This window comes from Chryseobacterium sp. Marseille-Q8038, from assembly GCF_965111995.1.
Window position 1 is genome coordinate 2,149,641 of the sequence record NZ_CBCOPN010000002.1, and the last position, 20,964, is coordinate 2,170,604.

General features: G+C 36.1%; 18 protein-coding genes and 4 tRNA genes. 8 read left to right on the top strand and 14 right to left on the bottom strand.

The features are described from left to right. The gene (locus ACWPWS_RS23685) at positions 1–1,194 is read left to right on the top strand and encodes a cell surface protein (RefSeq protein WP_454048127.1); all 1,194 of its coding nucleotides are present in this window, start codon (positions 1–3) and stop codon (positions 1,192–1,194) included. A 36-nt stretch (positions 1,195–1,230) separates the two neighbouring features. Next, complete coding sequence (locus ACWPWS_RS23690; protein WP_454048128.1) at positions 1,231–3,489, top strand: DUF5074 domain-containing protein; 2,259 nt, start codon at positions 1,231–1,233, stop codon at positions 3,487–3,489. A 165-nt stretch (positions 3,490–3,654) separates the two neighbouring features. On the opposite strand, the gene ACWPWS_RS23695 is transcribed toward ACWPWS_RS23690, so the two are convergent. From ACWPWS_RS23695 to ACWPWS_RS23735, 9 genes are all read right to left on the bottom strand, one after another. Further along, the gene (locus tag ACWPWS_RS23695) at positions 3,655–4,443 is read right to left on the bottom strand and encodes a T9SS type A sorting domain-containing protein (protein ID WP_454048129.1); all 789 of its coding nucleotides are present in this window, start codon (positions 4,441–4,443) and stop codon (positions 3,655–3,657) included. A 224-nt stretch (positions 4,444–4,667) separates the two neighbouring features. Beyond that, a complete protein-coding gene (locus ACWPWS_RS23700; RefSeq protein WP_454048130.1) occupies positions 4,668–5,441 on the bottom strand; it encodes a T9SS type A sorting domain-containing protein in 774 nt (257 codons plus the stop codon). Positions 5,442–5,732: 291 nt separating this feature from the next. Next, a tRNA-Glu gene (locus tag ACWPWS_RS23705) sits at positions 5,733–5,804 on the bottom strand. 63 nt (positions 5,805–5,867) lie between these two features. Beyond that, a tRNA-Glu gene (locus tag ACWPWS_RS23710) sits at positions 5,868–5,939 on the bottom strand. A gap of 82 nt (positions 5,940–6,021) precedes the next feature. Beyond that, positions 6,022–6,093 (bottom strand) — tRNA-Glu (locus ACWPWS_RS23715). A gap of 10 nt (positions 6,094–6,103) precedes the next feature. After that, positions 6,104–6,358 carry a 30S ribosomal protein S20 gene (rpsT, locus tag ACWPWS_RS23720; protein ID WP_002983073.1) on the bottom strand — a complete coding sequence of 85 codons (255 nt, stop codon included), beginning with the start codon at positions 6,356–6,358 and terminating at the stop codon, positions 6,104–6,106. A 66-nt stretch (positions 6,359–6,424) separates the two neighbouring features. After that, complete coding sequence (locus tag ACWPWS_RS23725; RefSeq protein ID WP_105683297.1) at positions 6,425–6,745, bottom strand: hypothetical protein; 321 nt, start codon at positions 6,743–6,745, stop codon at positions 6,425–6,427. 347 nt (positions 6,746–7,092) lie between these two features. Beyond that, positions 7,093–7,164 (bottom strand) — tRNA-Glu (locus ACWPWS_RS23730). 59 nt (positions 7,165–7,223) lie between these two features. Then, positions 7,224–8,510 carry an N-acetylmuramoyl-L-alanine amidase family protein gene (locus tag ACWPWS_RS23735; protein WP_454048131.1) on the bottom strand — a complete coding sequence of 429 codons (1,287 nt, stop codon included), beginning with the start codon at positions 8,508–8,510 and terminating at the stop codon, positions 7,224–7,226. Positions 8,511–8,563: 53 nt separating this feature from the next. Here ACWPWS_RS23735 and ACWPWS_RS23740 point away from each other — a divergent pair, with 53 nt between their 5' ends. The 3 genes from ACWPWS_RS23740 (at position 8,564) to ACWPWS_RS23750 (ending at position 12,126) form a co-directional block, all read left to right on the top strand. After that, positions 8,564–11,149 carry a putative LPS assembly protein LptD gene (locus ACWPWS_RS23740; protein ID WP_454048132.1) on the top strand — a complete coding sequence of 862 codons (2,586 nt, stop codon included), beginning with the start codon at positions 8,564–8,566 and terminating at the stop codon, positions 11,147–11,149. A 141-nt stretch (positions 11,150–11,290) separates the two neighbouring features. After that, positions 11,291–11,671, top strand: coding sequence for a RidA family protein (locus ACWPWS_RS23745; RefSeq protein ID WP_034694591.1), 381 nt, complete (start codon positions 11,291–11,293; stop codon positions 11,669–11,671). Next, positions 11,671–12,126, top strand: coding sequence for a hypothetical protein (locus ACWPWS_RS23750; RefSeq protein WP_454048133.1), 456 nt, complete (start codon positions 11,671–11,673; stop codon positions 12,124–12,126). Before ACWPWS_RS23745 ends, ACWPWS_RS23750 begins: the two co-directional genes overlap by 1 nt. 67 nt (positions 12,127–12,193) lie before the next feature. Here ACWPWS_RS23750 and ACWPWS_RS23755 read toward each other — a convergent pair whose 3' ends face one another. Then, entirely contained in the window at positions 12,194–13,723 is a 1,530-nt protein-coding gene (locus ACWPWS_RS23755; protein ID WP_454048134.1) for a trypsin-like peptidase domain-containing protein, read from the bottom strand. A 362-nt stretch (positions 13,724–14,085) separates the two neighbouring features. Here ACWPWS_RS23755 and trhO point away from each other — a divergent pair, with 362 nt between their 5' ends. Together trhO and ACWPWS_RS23765 are read left to right on the top strand one after the other, a co-directional pair. Continuing rightward, positions 14,086–15,447 (top strand): oxygen-dependent tRNA uridine(34) hydroxylase TrhO, encoded by a 1,362-nt coding sequence (gene trhO, locus ACWPWS_RS23760; RefSeq protein ID WP_209786188.1) that lies wholly within the window; start codon positions 14,086–14,088, stop codon positions 15,445–15,447. A 71-nt stretch (positions 15,448–15,518) separates the two neighbouring features. Next, the gene (locus tag ACWPWS_RS23765; protein WP_454048135.1) at positions 15,519–16,094 is read left to right on the top strand and encodes a 5-formyltetrahydrofolate cyclo-ligase; all 576 of its coding nucleotides are present in this window, start codon (positions 15,519–15,521) and stop codon (positions 16,092–16,094) included. Here the strand turns inward: ACWPWS_RS23765 and ACWPWS_RS23770 are convergent. Together ACWPWS_RS23770 and ACWPWS_RS23775 are read right to left on the bottom strand one after the other, a co-directional pair. Further along, a complete protein-coding gene (locus ACWPWS_RS23770) occupies positions 16,043–16,624 on the bottom strand; it encodes a hypothetical protein (RefSeq protein WP_105683303.1) in 582 nt (193 codons plus the stop codon). The two genes, ACWPWS_RS23765 and ACWPWS_RS23770, sit on opposite strands and share 52 nt — an antisense overlap. Beyond that, entirely contained in the window at positions 16,608–17,789 is a 1,182-nt protein-coding gene (locus ACWPWS_RS23775; protein ID WP_454048136.1) for a hypothetical protein, read from the bottom strand. Before ACWPWS_RS23775 ends, ACWPWS_RS23770 begins: the two co-directional genes overlap by 17 nt. A gap of 183 nt (positions 17,790–17,972) precedes the next feature. Between ACWPWS_RS23775 and ACWPWS_RS23780 the strand changes: the two genes are divergently transcribed. Beyond that, the gene (locus ACWPWS_RS23780) at positions 17,973–18,302 is read left to right on the top strand and encodes a hypothetical protein (protein WP_454048137.1); all 330 of its coding nucleotides are present in this window, start codon (positions 17,973–17,975) and stop codon (positions 18,300–18,302) included. A 119-nt stretch (positions 18,303–18,421) separates the two neighbouring features. Here the strand turns inward: ACWPWS_RS23780 and ACWPWS_RS23785 are convergent, their stop codons facing one another. Beyond that, complete coding sequence (locus ACWPWS_RS23785) at positions 18,422–19,189, bottom strand: TrmH family RNA methyltransferase (protein WP_454048138.1); 768 nt, start codon at positions 19,187–19,189, stop codon at positions 18,422–18,424. Between the two features lie 145 nt (positions 19,190–19,334). Further along, the gene (rmuC, locus tag ACWPWS_RS23790; RefSeq protein WP_454048139.1) at positions 19,335–20,840 is read right to left on the bottom strand and encodes a DNA recombination protein RmuC; all 1,506 of its coding nucleotides are present in this window, start codon (positions 20,838–20,840) and stop codon (positions 19,335–19,337) included. Positions 20,841–20,964: the final 124 nt, after the last annotated feature.

Sequence of the window (20,964 nt, forward strand, 5' to 3'; positions counted from 1 at the left end):
ATGAACAGAAATACCTTTACCTATTTAAAAATCGGATTTTTATCAGTTGTCCTCGTAGGAGTGATAGCCTGTAAACATGATGATGAAGATGAATTTACATTTAACGGTCTTGATGATTCCTATTCCATTGAGCGTTTTAAAGTTTTGAGTATTCCTACCCATGCATCAGGATCGGTTACATGGAGCATTAATGATTCTATCATTTCTCAAAATTCAGAACTTGAATTTATCAGTCCGGACGCAGATGTGTACCCTCTGACTTTGAAGATCAACAATAAAGGGAAGGAGCAGATTTATCATTCTAAAATAATCGTTACCAAAGAAAAAACACCTTATAGTAAATATATTTCCAAAGTATTAGAGTTCCGCCCTGCTGTAGGACAGTTCATGAATGAAATTCCGGAATATATACCTGGAAATACAGCTGCGAATATGCTTCAGAAAGCAAATGAATCATTGGTGGGAGGGAATTCTACGATGATCAGCCTTGGAGGATATGGCGGTTATGTCGTTTTCGGTTTTGATCATACAATCCCCAATCTGAATGGAAGAGATTTTAAAGTGCTTGGAAATGCATTCTTTGGAAATGATGCTAATGATCAGCGTTCAGGATCTTGTGAGCCTGGAATTATTATGGTAGCCTACGACAAAAATAAAAATGGGAAACCCGATAATGATGAGTGGTACGAAATTGCAGGCAGCGAATATTTCAAAAATACAACCGTAAAAGATTATAGCATAACGTACCATAAGCCTAATGAAAATAAAGTTCCTGTACCCGGGACCGAATTCTGGCAGACTGATGTAGAATATATCAAGTGGAATGATAATCTGGGAAATCAGGGATTTAAAACAAAAAATACGTTTCATGCACAAAGCTATTATCCTTTATGGTTTACAGATCCTTCTTACAGTTTTTCGGGAACCAGACTGGCGAATAACTTCTTCGATCAGAGCGGGGACGGATCCTATTGGGTAGGAAAATCATATGAATTCGGATATGCGGATAATGCTCCGAATACTGATGATGCCTCCAATATTGATATTTCCTGGGCGGTAGACAGAAGCGGAAAATATGTGAAACTTCCGGGAGTCGATTTTATGAAAATATACACAGGAGTTAATCAGGAAGCTGGCTGGCTGGGAGAAGTTTCCACAGAAGTGGCGGGAGCCTACGATTTACACTTCAAATAATAAGTCAATAATACAATCTATTTAAATTAATAAAAAATGAAAAAGTTTTATCTTTTTATGATGCTTTTTCTGTTTGCATGCTTATCAAATGCACAGATAAAAGTTCAGGGTGTACCCAGAAATGATATTTCAGGGATCAGTAAGCTTAATACCACTACAATCAGTTTTTCTGATATTCAGTATTGGGTAGGATCAGGCACCAACCAGGCTGCTTTTGTAGTACAGTGGAACGATGGCAAAAACCCTGATGCTATGGTTTGGGGATTCAAATGGAACGGAAATGCTACAGGTGAAGATATGCTGAAAGCTATTGCTAAAGCAGACCACAGATTATATACACTGCTTTATCAGGGAACGCAGTTTGGATCCGCTGTTGGAGGAATAGGGTTTGACCTGAATGGGCAGAATACCAATGCACTGATCAAAAGCGGAAATGCCACTTATCCACTATATCCGGTGAATGGCTTTGTGAATACTACAGCTTATGATTTTGACAGCTATACGATTGTAGATGCTGCTAATGATCACTGGCAGTCAGGCTGGACCGTGAACGGATACTGGGCATATTGGGTAAAGAACCCTGCGGATGCCGATTTTGGATATTCTAGTGTGGGAGCCTCTTCACGTGTTTTGGAAAACGGTTCATGGGATGTTTGGAATTTTAATGTAGGATTTAATGAAACTCCTATTTCTTCTACCATCACTCCGGTTTCTCCTTATGTAGCTTCCAATAACTTTACCAATGGATATTTCATGGTGAACGAAGAATGGTTTGGTCATACTAATGGTTCTGTGAACTTCATTGATAATAACGGACAGATCAACTACCGTGTGTACAGCAATGCAAATAATAATCAGGCTTTCGGTGCCACTACACAATACGGAACAATCTACGGAGATAAATTCTATTTCATATCAAAGCAGGCCGCTGATGGAGGAGATACTCAATATACTCCGGGTGGCAGACTGGTTGTAGCCAATGCACAGACCATGCAGAAAATTGCCGGATTCAACAATATCGGAGGAGGTGACGGAAGATCATTTGTAGGAGTAAACGAACATAAAGGATATATCGGTACTTCTACAGGAATTGTTACTTTCAATATCGATAATTTACAGGTAGGTTCTTTAATTACCGGAACGGGTGGAACAGGACAGATCGGAAATATGATCCGTACTTCACAATATGTATTTGCGGTGAAACAAGGAGTAGGGATTTTAGTTATAAATCCTAATACAGATACCGTAGTGAGTACTATTGCCGGAGGTTTTTACTCAGTTGCTCAGGCTAAAGACGGAAGTATATGGGGAATTCAGGATCAGAAGCTGATCAGCATCAATCCTACTACTTTTGCAACACAGGTTTACAATATCCCAACAACAAAATATATCGGTGACTGGGGAGCATGGAATGCAGGTAAATTTTCAGCAAGTAATAAAGAAAATGCTTTATATTGGATCAATTCAATCAGCAGCTGGAGTTCAGGAACACAGATTGTAAGATTCGATGTTACTACGAAAACATTTAACGAAAATTTTGCTGCAATTCCGGGACAGACGGGACAGTTTAAGCAAATCCCTTACGGTGCGGCGCTTCGTGTAAATCCTGTTACCGGAGAACTGGTTCTGAATACAACGGAAAGCGGATATGGAGCTCATTATCAGAAAAACTGGATTCATACCTATGATATGACCGGAGCTCTTATCAATACAAAAACACTGAACGATTATTATTGGTTCCCTGCATTGACAGTATTTACCAACAATTCCGTTCCTGTTGTAAGCAATGTTTTACCTTCACAGATTACAGTTGGGAATACCACAACCGTTGATCTGAAATCAATAGTTTCTGATGCGGATAACATGGCGGTATCTGTGGTAAAAACTATAAAATCAAACAGTAATCCAACAGTCGTTTCAGCTGCTATCAATAATAGTGATGAATTGGTTCTGACGCCGCTTGTTTCGGGAACATCTGATATCGTGATCAGCTTTAACTCAAATGGTAAGCTGGTAGAAAAGACAATTACGGTAAACAGTACCACATCAACTTTAGCTACAGCTGAGGTGAAAAAACTGGAATTCAGTATTTATCCGAATCCTGTAACTGATATTCTTATGATTAAAACTCAGGAGAAAATTCAGAATGTTTCTATGTATGATGCTTCAGGCAGAATAGTGAATACACAACTGAATAACGGACAGATCAATGTAAGTTCACTTCCAAAAGGTATTTATATTTTGAAAGCCGTGACAGATAAAGCTGTATATCAGCAAAAAGTAATCAAAAACTAATAGTATTTTAGTTCGTAATCTTGTTAATAAAACCCCTGATCAAAACTGATCAGGGGTTTTTATTTATCATTCACCATCATTATGAACCGGATATGATTCTAGATTGGATATAAAAAACCCGGCAAGCTTGAAAAGCTTGCCGGGTTCGATTTGTTATGTATTTTTTTATTTAACGATCACTTTTTTAGAATATGTTTTTCCCTCTTTAGTGGTAATATTCATGATGTATACTCCTTGTGGCTGTTTTGTTTCAAATGTATTTGATGTCAGCTTAGAACGGAATACTTCTTTTCCTGATGTATTCGTTAGAGTAACCTCTGAACCTTCAGCAGAAACATTTTTGTCAAGAGTGAATTGCCCGTTCTGGCTGTGAGCCATGAAATTGATGAATGGATCTTTGTACTGATAAGCATAGTATACTCTAAGCTCACCGCCAATATTCAATAACCCTGAATTCACATTGATTTTGATGCGGTCAAAAGGAATGTTCATGTTAAGTTCAATTTCAGCTTTGCTCGGATCTCCGGCTCCAAGGTTGATCAGAGTATTGGTAAGACTTTGGTAGTCGTTGTTGGTAACATCTCCGTTAAATGTTTCAATAGTTACACCTCCCAATACCTGAGCAGATAATGGAGTCCCATTGGAACCAATTCCAACCACAAGTTTATTGGTGTTGTTCGCGATATTGGTTGTTGGGAAGATCAATGTCTGTTCTGTTCTTGCCAAAAGACCTACTGAAACCTGAATGGTGGAGTAATCACTTTCGTTACTTCCTAAAGCGTTTTCAGGATTCAATACACCACAGCCTAAGCATACTCCAAGTACCTGATTGGTCTGGCTGCTTGCATAGGTTTTTACAATCTGTGCAAAAGACATTGTGCTTGTTAAAAATAGGAATGATGCCAAAACTGCAGCTTTCATCGTGCGCTGGCTAAGTAATAAATAAGTTTTCATATGTTGGAAAATTTTGGGTTTTAGCTTTTTGTAAATTTATAAATAAAATGATTATGTTGCTTATTTTATTTCATATTTCTGTGATTTGTTAATGATTTGTTGATATTTATGGTTGTGAATTTGTTTTTATTTAATGATATATGTTTTTGTATTTCTCTGAAAATGAAGACAAAAAATACGGCAGACCTAAAAAGACTGCCGTATTTATTTTATCGCTTATTGAATTATTTGATTAAAATTTTTCTAGAGTATGTTTTCCCTTCTTTAGTTTTTACATTCATGATATAAATACCTTCTGATTGTCTGGATTCAAAAGTATTTGATTTCAATGTAGAACGGAACACTTCTTTTCCTGATGTATTATATAGAGTAACCTCAGAGCCTTCCAAAGCTACGTTTCCTCCAAGAGTTACCTGTCCGTTTAAGCTGTGGGCCAAAATGTTTGCCAATGGATCCTGATAAGCATAATAAATTCTGAATCCGCCACCAAGACTTAGTACTCCTCCTGTTAAGCCTATTCTTATGCCGTCATAAGGTTTTGTTGGTTTAAATTCTACAGTACCTCTGTTCGGCGTGGCTCCCAGTTTAAGAAGGCTGACATCAATGGTTCTGCGGTCGTCATTAGAAGTTCCTCCGTTCATTGTTTCAAGAGTTACTCCGCTTAATAGTTGCACAGATAAAGGAATATTGTCTGTGCCGATTCCTACAACCAGCCTTGTGTCTGATCTTAGGTCAGGGAAAATCAGTGTCTGCTGAATTCCTCCCAATAGAGCTGTTCCCAATACCATTGTTGAATAATCATCTTCGTCATATCCTACAGCATTAAGTGGATTGTCTATACGACATCCCAGGCAGGCTACTCCGAATACACCCGAGCTTTGGGCATGGGCGTAAATTCTGTCTTGTGCAAAAGACATTGTGCTGGCTGAAAATAGAAATAAAGCCATCAGCCCGGCTTTGAAAGAGAATGGATTCCCCGAAAGTAAATTGAATTTCATGTTATATATTTTAAAATGAATAGTTTTATTCAAATTTAAGGATTAGTGGAATAATGAGAAAGCAATATTTCCATTATTGGTGATATTTTTAATGAAATTTAATATGACTGTAGAGTAGAGTATAAACAGTTTAGTAAATGGGGAGCGCTATTCAGGAAAAAGATTGTTTTATCCGGTAGTAATCCGTATAATCAATTGGTGAGAATGCTTAAAACGTTGGTGTTTTTGGAAAAGAAGTACCGGAATGTCATGTATAGAAACAAAAAAAGGACTTTCTAAAAAGTCCTTTTGTAGCCCGTAGGGGAATCGAACCCCTCTTACCAGAATGAAAATCTGAGGTCCTAACCGATAGACGAACGGGCCCTCTATCTTCCATTACCGAAGTAATGTGTTAGTTTTTGTTTTTATAAGTATCAACTCTTATTGTAGCCCGTAGGGGAATCGAACCCCTCTTACCAGAATGAAAATCTGAGGTCCTAACCGATAGACGAACGGGCCGGTTAGATGTATTTTGTTATAGCTTTTTCTACTGTGATCTTTATAAAACCACCGTTATTACAGTGGTTTTATAAGATGTAAGTAGCCCGTAGGGGAATCGAACCCCTCTTACCAGAATGAAAATCTGAGGTCCTAACCGATAGACGAACGGGCCAGCTATATTATTACGCTAATTTGTTAACGTGCTTTGTTAATTTGCTTTTCAAGTTAGCTGCTTTGTTTTTGTGGATAATATTTTTCTTAGCTAATTTATCCAATAAAGCGATAACTTTTGGCAATTGTTCTGTAGCAGCAGCTTTGTTCTCTTCATTTCTTAAAGCTTTTAAAGCTGTTCTAGCAGTCTTGTGGTAATATCTGTTACGAAGTCTTCTAGTTTCGTTTTGTCTGATTCTTTTTAGTGCTGATTTATGATTTGCCATATCGTTTAAATGTGAGTGCAAAACTATAAACTTTTTTTTAAACTACCAAATTTATTTTCAAAAATTTTAATTTTCTTCTGAAAGGTACTTTCTAAGTTTATTTATTGCTTGTTCTATTTTTAAATTTTCTTGTTCTTTTTCTAATTTTTTGATCGTATTTCCTAGCATGATCAGTGCATTATTCCATTCTCCAGTGGTGTTGGTGAAAGTAAGTTCGTCAATTGTTACTTCAAAAGCAACCCTTTCTCCAGTCCTGTAAAGTCTGAAACTGATTTTATCATCTCTGCCTGTAATCCCGCCTTCATTGATTTGTAAATCATAACTTTTTGGGTTAGAGTGGATTTTCTTAAAAAGCAATTTAGCTTCTTGTATTTTTAAATCCGGCATGATATAAAATTTGATAGCCTGTAGAAAACTACAAACAATGATTTATCAATAATATTTTTCATCAGTGTGACCATATTTGGGTGACCAACTATGGCTAAAATTTTTGCAAATATAATGCTTTTGTAACATATAACATAGGCTGAATGCTTTTTTCAAATAAAAGTAAACTTCTTTTTAATATAATGACAGTAATTATCAGAGTGTCAGCATGCTAAAAATCCATTCCCTTTTCATTAATAATATAATGACAAATTTGAAAGGCACTCCAAGCTGTTAAAATTTTAAAAATAAGAACATAAGAGCCCATAAAAAAACCTTTAACTGATCAGCTAAAGGTTTATAAGTTGTAGCCTATAGGGGAATCGAACCCCTGTTGCAAGAATGAAAATCTTGAGTCCTGACCACTAGACGAATAGGCCAAATTTTGAGGTTGCAAAAGTAATCATTAACTTTTTAACTTCAAAATTATTTTTTTAAATTATTTGTAGACTTTCTGTATCACAGTATTTTTGACACCTTTAGCTTCAAGTTCTTTTTGAAGTTTTACAGCATCTTCTAAGGTGTATACTTTTCCATACGTGTAATAAAATATACCACTGTCCTTATTTCGCTCCACATCTTTTAAATTCTGAAGGATATAAGAATTACCATTCAGCTTATCACCGGAATATACTTCTATCGTATAATATCCCATGCTGATTCTCTGGTTAGGCATAAATCCTACCGCAAAAGCATTTCTGAAGCCTGCATCCTTGGCCGTTTTAAGATTGATGTCTTTCACGGAAGCCATATTGGTTACAGCGTAATAGTACTTATATTGTCCGTTTTCCTTAAGGGTAAGAATATAGTTCAGTCCTTTCAGTGCTGGATCATTTTCATTGTATTTAGTAGGTGAACTCATTAAGAGAATTCTGAAATCATTTTTCAAAGGAACTTCTGCCGGCTTTTCAGGTTCAGGTTTTCTGACAGCAATAGAACCTCCGGATTTTCTGTCAATAGCTTTTTTATAATCAATAATAGCATTGTAGATACTTTCCGCAATTTCACTCTGTCCTTTGTCTGATGCAATGTAGTGGCTTTCCTCAGGATGATTGATGAACCCCGTTTCTATCAGAACAGAAGGCATGGCATTCATACGGAGAACGTGAAGGTTCTTCTGGAATACACCTCTTGAAGATCTTTTATCTTTATTCACAAAGTTATCTTCTACCAATCCTCCCAAAAGAAGACTTGATTCCAAATATTTACTTTGTTGAAGCTTCAGGGCAATTAATGATTCTGGTGAATCCGGATTATACGATCCGAATGTCTGCTTATCTTTTTCATCCAGAAAGATCACATCATTTTCTCTTTTAGCAACCTCCAGGTTTTCATTATTCTGGTTAGGTCCCTGTACATATGTTTCAGTACCATATGCTGTAGGTCTTTGAGAAGAATTACAGTGAATAGATACAAAAAGATCTGCCTTGCTCCTGTTGGCCAGATTGGTTCTGTCCGACAGAGAAGGATATTCGTCAATTTTTCGGGTATATATTACTTTGAAGTCTCTGTTTTTCTCTAACATTGCCCCTACTTTTAACGTAATGGCAAGTGTAATGTCTTTTTCTGCGACTCTTCCAATGTCAGAATAAGTCCTGTTGGCTCCATGATCACTTCCTCCGTGACCCGCATCCAGAACGATAGTAAACTTCTTTTGGGAGAAAATAAAGTTGCTGGTAAGGATAAGGAGAAATGATAAAATTATTTTAAAATTTTGTTTGTACATCTTACAGTTATAAAAATTATATTAATTTTGAGCCTTAATTATATAGTATAAAATTGGCCAAAACCGTCTTCAAAAATATATTACAAATTTTAATTATCCTAATTTTTAACAATTTTTTAGCACAGAAAACTCCTGAAAAATTGCCTAAAAATGCGGTTAATGATACTATTTCCAAAAAGGATACCATAGTTGTAAAAAAAGAATCTTTAAATGATGTTCTTCGTACCAAAGCGGATGATCAGAGAAGAGATGTCCCGAAAAAAATGACATTCCTGAATAAAAATGCTCAGGTAAAATATCAGGATATGCAGATTGATGCAGACTACATCTCTATTGATGATAATAAAAGTCTGATCTATGCCAGAGGAAAACAGGATTCTTTAGGGAAGATTATTGAACCTGTAATTACCACGCAGGCAGGAAAAAAATACGAAACCAACGAATTCAGCTATAATACAAAAACGAAACAGGCCATTGCTTTCAATGCAAGAACAGAAGAAAGTGAAGGGGTAATTATAGCTCAGAAAACAAAAAAATATAATGATTCCGTATTCGCGATGAGAAAAGCGGATTATACAACGGATGATTATTTCATTAAGAAAAAAGATACGGCAGCGGATTATTTTATGAGAGCTTATAATATTAAGCTGATTAAAACCAAGAATAAATCCCAGATCGTTACAGGTCCTATTCAAATGTTTATTGAGCAGGTTCCTACGCCGCTTTATCTTCCTTTTGCCATTTTGCCGTTCTCGGATAAAAGAGCAGCGGGTATCCTGATCCCGAGTTTCGGGGAAAGGGAAGATGTAGGTTTCTTCCTGAATGGAATAGGATATTACCAACCCATTGGAGAACACTTCGATCTTAAAGTTTTAGCTGATATCTATACAAAAGGAAGCTGGAATTTACGTCCTCAGATGAACTATCAGAAGAAATACCGTTACTCCGGAAACTTTACGGCAGATATCGGTACCATGGTAAGAGGAATTAAAGGACTGGATGATTATACCAAAAACAGTACCTACAGAATAAACTGGACGCATTCTCAGGATTCTAAAGCTAATCCTTTCCTTACATTCAGTGCTTCAGTAGATATTGTAAGTACCAAGTTCTATAACAATCCGCTTAATAACAACTACATTTTCAACCAGAATGTATTGAATACCCAGCAGAACTCTACGGTAACCCTTACCAAGAGATTCCTGAAACTTCCGATGACGATTACAGGAACGGCTTCTTATTCTCAAAACTTTGCAACGGGATTGGCAGACCTTCGTCTTCCGCAAATGAACGTAGCCATCAACCAGTTTTATCTGTTTAAATCAAGAACAGGAATCAGACAGGGACTTCTTGAAAATATTACAGTAAATACCGGATTCAACCTTACCAATTTCGTAAACACTCAGGAAAATGAGCTGTTTAAAAAAGAAATGTGGGATAAGATGCAGACAGGGCTTAAAAATAACATCGCTTTAGCAACCAATACAACATTGGCGAAATATTTCACTTTCAGTTTAAGTGCGAATATTGATAACGCTTTGACAACAAAAACGCTGAACAGATATTATGATCCCGTAAAAAATGTAACCGTTGACGAGATTAATAAAAACTTTACAGGATATTCTACCTTCTCTACTTCTGCAAGTCTTCAGACAACGCTTTTCGGAATGATGAAATTCAAAAAAGGATCTACAGTGGAAGCGGTGAGACATATGATGACTCCGAGTGTGAGCTTTACTTATTCACCGGACTTTTCAAGTCCTAACTTCGGATATTACAAGAATTATTACAATGCCAACGGAGCACTAACCCCTTATTCTATTTTTGAAAAAGGGATCATCTCAAGTCCGTCAAGTGGTATGCAGGGAGCTTTAGGTTTCAATATCGGTAACAATATTGAGATGAAAGTAAAGTCTAAGAGTGATTCTACAGGAGTGAAAAAAATCAAGATTTTTGAATCTTTAAACTTTGCAGGAAGCTACAACTTTGCCGCTAAAGACCATCCTTGGTCTGTATTTTCAATCAATGGACAGTCTTCTTTTTTCAACAATAAACTTACGGTAAATACCAGTCTGGCACTGGAACCTTATAAAATTGACTTCTCATCAGGACAGGATACAGGAATAAGAACAGAACAGTTCGGGCATTTCAGTGTACAGGGATTCAACGTTCAGTTGTCTTATCCTTTAAGCAGCGAAATTTTTGGAGAGAAGAAAGATTATGCTAAAAAGTATTCGTCGAAAGGAGAAGTCAGAAATGAAAATTATTATTTTGATGATGATCATTATGCTCACTTTGATCAGGCATGGACTTTGAATATTAGTGCCAATTATGCCTACTCAAAAGGATTAAGCAGGTTTGGTAATAAAATTGCATCTTTAGGTTTGGATGGTAGTATTAAACTTACCCCTTACTGGAATATCAACGGAAGTACGCATTATGATATGGTGACTAAAGAATTGGCGTATACAAGAATTGGTTTTTCAAGAGATCAGCGAAGTTTTACCATCAATTTCAACTGGGTTCCTTTCGGACAGTATAAAGTATATGACTTCTTTATCGGGATCAAAGCCAATATCTTAAGTGATGCATTGAAGTACAAAGACAGAAGCTTTACCCAGCCTAATGCACCTTTCTAATATCAGATTGGCATTTGAGAATATAAATTTTATATTTGCAAGCAAAATAAATTCTAATGAAGTCACTGCTAACGAGATTTTCTTTTTAATGAATACCGTAGATGTGACTGCCTATAACTTTAGAAAAAATAATATCCACATATGAAACAAATAATCAACACAGTTAATGCACCTGCAGCTATCGGACCTTATTCACAAGCTAATATGGCAAATGGAGTTTTATATATCTCCGGACAGATTCCTGTAGATCCTGCAACTGGTAAATTGGTAGAAGGAATTGAAAAAGAAACGCACCAGGTAATGAAAAACCTTGAAGCGATCCTTACTGAAGCTGGTATGACTTTTAAAAATGTTGTAAAAGCTACCATCTTCCTTAAGAGTATGGATGATTTTGCTGTAATGAATGATATCTATGCTTCTTACTTAGATTCAGAAAGCTACCCGGCCCGTGAAACCGTACAGGTTTCTTGCCTGCCTAAAAATGTGGATATCGAAATTTCTATGATTGCACATCAGGATTAATGAATTTTATAAGAAATACAATTGCGGTTCTGGTAGGTCTTGGTATTGCAGGACTTATTATTACTCTTGGTATAAGGGTGTTTCCGCAATGGGTAACTTTTGAGGCTTTTGCTCCGTTTGAGCACTGGCAAAGGTTTCTTTTCAGCATGAAAGATGACAAGGCATTTTTCGGCTTCCTGTTGTTTATTTCCGGTCTGGGAACTACAATTGGAGGAGTCGCAACAGCTATTATTGTAAAATATGCTAAAGTAGCCTATGCTATTCTGATCGGATTTATTATGCTCTTTATCGCAATGCTGGATGTTATTATTTTTCCTTATCATCCCACATTTTATAAGATCTCTATTTTCCTTACATTCTTTCCGTTTTCCTGGATTGGAGGTAAGATTGTAGAAGTGATTTATGAGCGGAACAGGAAGAAAGTAATTTCTGAAAAAATGAATAAGCCTAAATAAAATATAAAAAACGCTGCAGATTTCTGCAGCGTTTTTTTGTTGATATGAAAACCAATTTGTGTTCTGATTAAGGCATTTTAAATCCTTTCGTATAAATTCTTCCGTAGTCATCCACAAATTTCACCTGTACATTCCCCTGGTATTTCTCAAGAGTCTTTTCTACATCTTTCTGTGAATTTACTGGTTTGCCATTTACTTCAATGATGATGTAGTTGTCAACGATTCCGATTTTAGCCATTTCGCTGCCTTCAGATACATTTTTTGCTACAACACCACTGTTCAGTCCGTATTCTGTTTTGAAACGCTCTGTAAGAGGATCAAATTCAGCTCCGATTTTTTCAGTCACACTAAGGTCGGCTTTCGTTCTTGTAGAAGTTCCTCCTTTCTGGTCTCTAAGCGTTACAGAAGTAGTTCCTTCTTTACCATTTCTAGAATACGTTACCTGTACTTTATCACCAGGACGTTTGCTTCCGATAGACATAGAAAGGTCAGCAAAATCCGTGATGTCGTAGTTGTCTACTTTAGTGATTACATCTCCTTTTTTAAGTCCTGCATCTTCAGCGCCACTGTTTTCACCAAATCCTGTAACATAAATTCCGGAACCTACTTTCAGATTTGTTTTGAACTGCTTGTTGTAAGAAGTTACCAATTGATCATTTGAAAGATCTAAAGACTGAACTCCAAGGAATCCTCTCTGTACAATTCCGAATTTCTTGATATCCTCAACAATTTTTCGTGCCAGATTAGCAGGAACAGCAAATCCGTATCCCTGGTAATATCCTGTAGTAGACTGAATCGCAGAGTTGATCCCGATAAGTTCCCCATTCGTATTCACCAAAGCTCCTCCTGAGTTACCTGGATTAATGGCTGCATCGGTTTGAATGAAACTTTCAATAGGATTCGTTGCTTTACCCTGGCTTCCCAGAATTCCGATACCTCTTCCTTTAGCAGAAACAATACCAGCGGTTACGGTAGAGTTTAGTCCCAATGGGTTTCCTACTGCCAGTACCCATTGTCCTACATCAATATTGTCTGAGTTTGCAAAATTTAAATAAGGAAGACCTTTTTCTTCAATCTTTAATAAAGAGATATCCGTATTAGGGTCTGTTCCCACCAATGTTGCAATATATGATTTCTTGTTGCTCAACACTACTTCCAGCTTATTAGCACCTGCTACAACGTGATTGTTTGAAATGATATAACCGTCCGGAGAGATGATTACACCGGAACCCATTCCTGATGGCATATTTTCAGGAGCCTGCTGTTGCTTCTGTCTTTGCTGGCCTCTTCCTCCGAAAGGATCTCCAAAGAAAAAGTCGAACAAGTCCTGCTCTGAAGCCCTGCTTGCTGTTCTGCTTTGGTAATTCTTAATGGTAACTACAGCGGGAACAGTTGTTTTCGCTGCTTTTACAAAATCATCACCTACAGCGCCCGTATTCATTCCTGCGAATGAAGTATTAGGTGCAGCGGTTGTAAAATAAGATTGATCTCCATTGTTGGATTTGTGTCCGAAATATTGTAAACCTCCAACGGTAGTAGCTCCGGAAATGACTCCAACTACTGCAAATGGTAATAGTTTTTTTAAAGTACTCTTCATTGTATATCTTTCTTGTTTATTAATTAATTTCTTTTTTATGTTTTTGAGTAAACAAATTTAATGTTAAATAAGTAAGCAATTAGTATGCTATGTTTCAATTTTAACTAAAATTTAACGGCTATTATATCAATTTGTGTCTTATGTCATAATTGTTAATGCCAGAGTTAACAAAACTTAAAAAAAAATTAAAGAAAATATGACAGAATGTTGGTTAAAATATGCTGGATTTTTTACTCTTTTATTACAAATTGTTTACTTCTGATCACTGATTGTTCACAACTCGTGATTTCTGTCATCAATATACTTAATTCTAAAATTCTTATCTTTGCAAAAATTTTATTCTCACTTAAAACGTTTATAGCATGCAACTGTATAACACCTTAAGCGCAGAAGAAAGAGCTCAACTTATTGATGAAGCCGGTAAAGACCGTCTTACTTTGTCTTTCTATGCGTATGCCAAAATCGAAGACCCCAAAAAATTTCGCGACGAATTATTTATAGCCTGGAATGCCCTTGACGCCCTTGGCCGTATTTATGTTGCAACAGAAGGAATCAATGCTCAGATGAGTGTTCCTGCAGACCAGTTTGAGGCTTTTCGAGATACGCTGGAAGTGTATGACTTCATGAAGGGAATCCGTTTGAACGTAGCGGTAGACCAGGACAATTACTCTTTTTTAAAATTAACCATAAAAGTCAGAAACAAAATTGTTGCTGACGGTTTGAATGACGAGACTTTTGATGTTACCAACAAAGGTATTCACTTAAAAGCTCAGGAATTCAACAATCTCCTTGAAGATCCCAATACTATCGTAGTAGACTTCAGAAATCACTACGAAAGTGAAGTAGGACATTTTGAAGGAGCTATTACTCCGGATGTGGAAAACTTCAGAGAAAGTTTACCAATTATCAATGAGCAGTTACAGGATTTTAAAGAAGATAAAAACCTGTTGATGTACTGTACCGGAGGAATCCGTTGTGAAAAAGCCAGTGCTTACTTCAAACATCAAGGGTTTAAAAATGTTTATCAATTAGAAGGCGGAATTATTGAATATACCCGCCAGATCAAAGAAGAAGGAATAGAAAGTAAGTTTATCGGTAAAAATTTTGTATTTGACCACCGTTTGGGAGAAAGGATTACTGATGATATCATTGCCCAGTGCCACCAGTGTGGAAAACCTTGTGATAATCATACCAACTGTGCGAATGATGCTTGCCACCTATTGTTTATCCAGTGTGATGATTGTAAAGCAGCCATGGAAAACTGCTGTTCTACAGAATGTCTGGATACGGTACATTTACCTTGGGACGAGCAGCTAAAATTAAGAAAAGGACTGCAGGTTGGGAATAAAGTATTCAGAAAAGGAAAATCTGATGCCTTGAAATTCAAAAATTCAGGGGATTTAACTGATAAACCTTTAGCGAAAGCTGAAACAAAAAATATCCGTCAAAAGATTGCGGTTAAAAAAGAACTGATTGGAAAGGCAGAGCATTATTTCTCAAAATCAAAAATTGCACAGTTCTTAATTGAACATAAAGACTTGTCAGTTGGAGATAAAGTATTAATTTCCGGTCCTACAACTGGGGAGCAGGAAGTTACTATTACTGAAATCTATGCGAACGGAGGGCCTTGTGAAACAGCAAAAATTGGAGATCAGATTACCTTCGAACTTCCATTTAGAGTTCGTTTATCTGATAAACTGTACAGAATTGTGCAAAACGCATAATCCGGAATAAGCGATAAAGCTGCAAAAGCTTGTCAGGTACAAATTATTTCAGTTCAAATAACTTAATAATTATGCTAAAAGCTGAGCTTAGAAAAAAATACACTCAAAAAAGAAAAGCCTTGTCTCCTGATGAGGCTTTCTTGTTATCAGAGAATATTTTTGAAAATTTCATTCATTATTTCAATCCAAAAGAATCGGAAAAAGTACATGTTTTTGTCCCAATTCCGGTAAGAAAGGAAATTGATACCCAAATCTTCATACGCTATTTTCTGGCTCATAATATCCGTGTTTATGTGCCTAAAATTGTAGGTGATCAGCTTATTAATATAGAAGTTTTTGAAGAAACGGTCTTTGAGACCAATAGTTGGGGGATTTCTGAGCCTGTTTCCAATGAAGATTCCGGTGAGAATGCATTTGATTATGTGATTACGCCTTTGTTGTATTGTGACAAAAAAGGAAATAGGGTAGGATATGGCAAAGGGTTTTATGACGGATTGTTTCAAAATGTGTCCGCTGAGACCAAAAAAATCGGAGTCAATTATTTTGACCCCGATGAATATGTGGATGATGTCTGGGAAAATGATATTCCCCTGGACTATTTGGTTACTCCTACTAAAGTACTGTCATTCTTAAGCGGTTTGGAATAAAAATCTAAAAAGTAAAACTTAAATTCTTTTTTAAGCTTGGACGTTGAAAGCAGAATGTATTGTGCATTCTTTTCAAAGCTTCCCAAAGACTTGTTTTTATTGTCAAAGTACTCAACATTGAACTTGGCGTAGTCTAAAGTGTCCTTTTTATAGAATTCTTTATACACATTCAGGTTGCTGACTTTTGCTGATTTTGCTTTAAGGCTGTCCAGTTCCTTCAATAATCTTTTAAAAGTCAGAGAATCCGGTTTATGGAAATAGCTTTCCATCTGTGAGTAAATAACCGTGTCTATTTCTGTATTTCTGTTTCCACTAAGGTATAGAGTAGACAGATCCAGAAGTTCCTGAACTTTTTGTTTAGTAATGGAATTGATTGCCTGCATGCTGTCCATTTGTACTGCAGGATAGCTTTTTTCATTGTTGCTGTTTCGTAGTTTATCGAGGTCGCTTACCTCTGAGGTTTTATTATTACAGGCAATAAATAATGTCAGAAGCACGGTGAAAATTAAAAAATTACTTATTCTTTTCATCTGTGGTAGCAATTTTAAATTTGATGGATACAATCTTACCTTTGTTATCCTTTTTCATTTCTATTACATTCAGGTTTTTCAGAGAAGTGGTAGGCGTGGTTACCAATGTGATATATTTCTGCTTATTCAGGCTTTCTATACCATACGTATCATTGTCATAAACCTGGTAGATTACAGCATTATTACTGATCAGGTTTTCCAGCTGATTTCTTTTCTGCTTAATAAGAGCAACCTGTTCATCAGGATTTCCTCCTTTAATGTCTTTTATAGAGAAATAATAAACGGCCATCTTATAATCATCCGGTTTAAGCTCGATTTTTTCTTCTTCCGGAGCATTTTCAAGATTTCGATTTACCTCCAGAGGCTCGTAGAAAGGAGCACTGATTCGCATTTTTAAATTTTTATCCTTCGTAGAATAATAAAAACACTCGCCCGGCTTTATTTTATACATCAACGGAGACTCATTTTCTTTCACCACCATTATTTCCAATGTATTGATAACGGAAACTCCTCTGTCTTTATCAATGAAACAATATTTGTAAGTTTTTGAAAAAAGTACATCCTTAAATCCTAAAAGTCCGGTAATGGTAATCAAAACGGAAGTAACAAGTGCCCAGGCATTTTTTTTGAAGAAATTTTTCTTAGGCGGAACCGATGAAATTTCAATTTCATTAGTTGGTATGTTGTTTTTTGTAACGTTTTGATTATCAGTATTTGATTTTTGTAAATCAGTATTTTGTGGGGTCTTTATTTCCGGTTTTTTAGGCTGAATTTCTGTTTTTGGAAGTTCAGGTGCCGAAGAAACTGTTTTTTCTAGTTCATTGATTTCTTCTTCCTCCAGATTTTCATTTTCCAGTAATAATTCACCGGCAAAAAGATGTTGTTTTTTGAATTCATACCAAGAGTCATAACCTGTATAAATACTCAATAAATTGAGCATATCTATTCTAGGCAATTTAGTAACAGGTGAAGTTTTAAAATAGGTGTAAAATGACTTTTCACTGATGTTACCTTTTGCTTTTTTCCGCAGGTCTTCCTGGAAATATATAATATCTATACCCTTCCACTTGGAGATATCATCCTGTGAAGGGGTATATTCTTTTAAGTATTGACCCTGAACTTCCTTTTTTAGCTGTTCAAAGTGTAATAGATCTAAATCTGTCAATTTTTCAAAAAGTAATTAAATTGTTGATTATCAGCTATGTTTTTTTGTAAAACTATTTTACAAAGGTATTACAATTATTTTTCATAGACAAATTTTCTAACTGCTCTACCTTTGTCTTGTTCAAATAACAGAACAGAAGAAAATTTTATAAAACAATATTAACAAAATTAAATTTAATTTATTATGAAAAAGTCATTATTCGTAGCTGCTATCGCTGCAATCTCTCTAGTTGCTTGTAAAAAAACTGAAGCTACTGCTACTGAAGGTACAACTGATTCTGCTGCTGCTACTGTAGCTGATTCTGCTGCTGTAGTTTCTGATTCAGCTGCTAAAGTTGTTGATTCTGCTGCAATTACTGCTGTAGAAGCTACTAAAGATGCTGCTGCTGCTACTACTGCTGCTGGTGCTGAAGTTGCTAAAGATGCTGCTAAAGGAGCTGCTGACGCTGCTAAAGGTGCTGCTGATGCTGCTAAAGGAGCTGCTGATGCTGCTAAAGATGCTGCTAAGAAATAATTCTAGCATACGCTTAACAATAAAAAAACCGTTTCACCCAGTGAAACGGTTTTTTTGTGCTTAGTCATTGCGAGCCAAAGGCGAAGCAATCTTATATTATTAGAGGGATAAACTATTGTCTATCCTTTTTTCTGTCTTAAAGATTCATAGCAGGTAATCGCTACTGCATTGCTCAGGTTAAGAGAATCAATACTTCCGGCCATAGGAATCAGCGTGTTTTTTCCTTTTCCAATCCAGAAATCGCTCAATCCCGAATGTTCTGTACCGAATAATACCGCCGAACGTTGTCTGAAATCTCTTTTATAAAGGTCTTCAGCACTTTCATCCATGAGTGTAGTGTAGATATTGAAACTATTCTTTTGCAGGAATTCCAATGTTTCTTCATTTTCAGCCTGATATACTTCCATTCCAAAAAGACATCCTACACTGGATCTGATTACATTAGGGTTATAAAAATCGGTTTTTCCGTCAGCAACAATCAATGCATCTACTCCAAAAGCTTCACAGCTTCTTAAAATAGCACCAAGATTTCCTGGTTTTTCCACTCCTTCTACAATAATTACTGTAGAATTTTCTTTAGGAATAAATGAAGAAAGTGGCATTTCTTTGGCGTGGTAGATCCCGATAATCCCTTCAGAACTTCCTCTGTACGCTATTTTTTCATACACTTTTTCACTTACATAATGAATTTTTCCACCAGGAAGGGTTCCTTTAAAAATATTTTCACAGATAAAGAACTCCATCGGTTCAAAATCATACTGCATGGCTCTTTCATTTTCCTGTTGGCCTTCTACTACAAAAACTTTTGATTTTTTACGAAACCTGTTGTCAGTAAGGAGCTTAGTGACATTTTTTATTTTATCGTTTTGAAAACTTTCTATCAACATTCCGCAAAATTATGCAAAATTTATGATTGAACTTCCCTGGTTTTCATAAAAAGGCTGTTCCATTTAACTTCAAATAGAATTTATTTTTCTTTTTACACAAAACTTAAATCTGAACTTTCTGTGGTAAGCGACTTCTTTATGAGGATTAGCTGTCTGACGGTTCAATAAGATTACTATTATCAATAAGACTTTGAGGCAGTTCTTTTTTGTTTTTAATTCCCAATGACTTCAGCTTTTGAGTTTGGGTAATGAGATTGTCATTTCCGGTGTGAAGTTGTTTGTAGGCATCATTATATACATTCTTTGCCTGATCCAGATTTCGCCCTACTTTTTCCAGGTTTTCTACAAAACCTACAAATTTGTCATACAGTCTTGCCCCGCGATCAGCAATTTCTATAGAATTTCTATTCTGATACTCACGTTTCCAAAGATCAGCGATCAGTTTAAGAGAAGTGATCAGATTGCTTGGATTAAGCAGAAGTATTCTTTTTTCATAAGCATAGTTCCATAGATTATGATCAGCCTGCATGGCTGCAATGTAGGCTGGTTCACTAGGAATAAACATCATGACGAAATCCATAGACTTGTCGTAGTCGTCATAAGCTTTTTGACTAAGCTGTGAAATGTGGTTTTTGATAGATCCAAGATGCTGGCTCAGCTTTATGGCATAAACGTCCGGATCGGTTTCGTCTACCAAATCTGTAAAGGCAGTCAGGGATACTTTGGAATCAATGATGACATTTCTTTCATCCGGATATTTTATCACTGCATCGGGGCGCATTTTTTTTCCGGAAAATTCGGAGAATAAAGCGTTGTTGTCTTCATCGCGTAATTCATGTTCCAGAAAATATTCTCTTCCTTTTACCAGACCGGATTTTTCAAGAATGCTTTCAAGGATCATCTCACCCCAGTTTCCCTGAGTTTTGCTTTCTCCTTTCAGAGCCCGGGTAAGTTTTTTGGCATCATCAGAAATCTGTTGGTTAAGTTCTGCAAGTTCCTTTACTTTTTCTGCGAGGGAGAATCGTTCTTTATTTTCCTTTTCGTAGGCCTCGTTGACTTTATTTTTTAAATCAGCAATTTTCTCCTGAAAAGGTTCCAGAATGTTTTTTAAATTATTCTGATTTAAAGTGGTGAATTTCTCTGTTTTTTCTTCTAAAATTTTGTTCGCAAGGTTTTCAAACTGAAGTTTTGAATCTTCCTGTATCTTTATAATTTCTTCTTTCTGAGTGTCAAGAGATTTTTGTAGACCTTCATTCTTTGCTGAAAGTTCGGAGTTTTTTGCAAAAATAGACTGCTTTTCAAGAATATGGGTTTCTATCTGCGAAGTTTGTCTTTGATGGGTTTGCTTTAATTCCTGAAACTGAGTGTTTAAAGAAGCATATTCGGCAGAAATTTTAGAAAATTCATTTTTCAAATCATCCAGATGGTCCTGCTGTAGGATATTGGCTTCCTTCTCTTTATTGATATTTTGATTAAGTTCCTGAATCTTAAGATTGGAATTTTCAAGATCAGACCGGTTTTTAATAGATAAGGTATTCAGCTCATCATAAGAACTCCTTGAAACCATTGATGATTTCAGTGCAAAATATAATATAATAGCGCCCAGTACACCACCGGCAACCAACCCAATAATTAAATATATCATCTCCATCTTCCAAAATTATGAAAAAAGGGTGGAAGAAGTATGGACAATAGGTGTTTGTTCTACTATTTTAAAAGATGGATGAAATGTCTGAGACTATTTGATAGAGCTTCATTACCTCTCTCTTCCAGCT